The sequence below is a fragment of the Catenovulum agarivorans YM01 genome (genome assembly GCF_000281085.1).
Classification (GTDB): Bacteria; Pseudomonadota; Gammaproteobacteria; order Enterobacterales; family Alteromonadaceae; genus Catenovulum; species Catenovulum agarivorans.
Map to the genome: position 1 here is coordinate 1 of NZ_JH767553.1, position 245 is coordinate 245.

The 245-nt window shown below is 46.5% G+C and carries 1 protein-coding gene; it reads left to right on the forward strand.

The window, feature by feature from the left end; all coding sequences use genetic code 11:
- On the forward strand, positions 1 to 245 hold a 245-nt coding region (locus WSC_RS25075), incomplete at both ends, for an immunoglobulin-like domain-containing protein (protein ID WP_040395491.1).

Below are 245 nucleotides of genomic sequence, written 5' to 3' on the forward strand. Positions count from 1 at the left end.
GGAAATCTCAATTGCAGCTGGTCAAAGCTCAGGTACAGTCAGTGTCTCTGTTGGTAACGATGTTTACACAGGTGCCGATGATGTGGTTACCACATTAAGTTTGGACAATGTGTCTGGTGGCAACTTCGAAAACCTCGTGCTGGGCAACAGTTCAGTGACCACCACAGTGGCAGATGTATTAGACCAAACCACCTTAAGTTTAACGGGTACACCAAGTGTCAGCGAAGGTGGCAGTATTACCTATA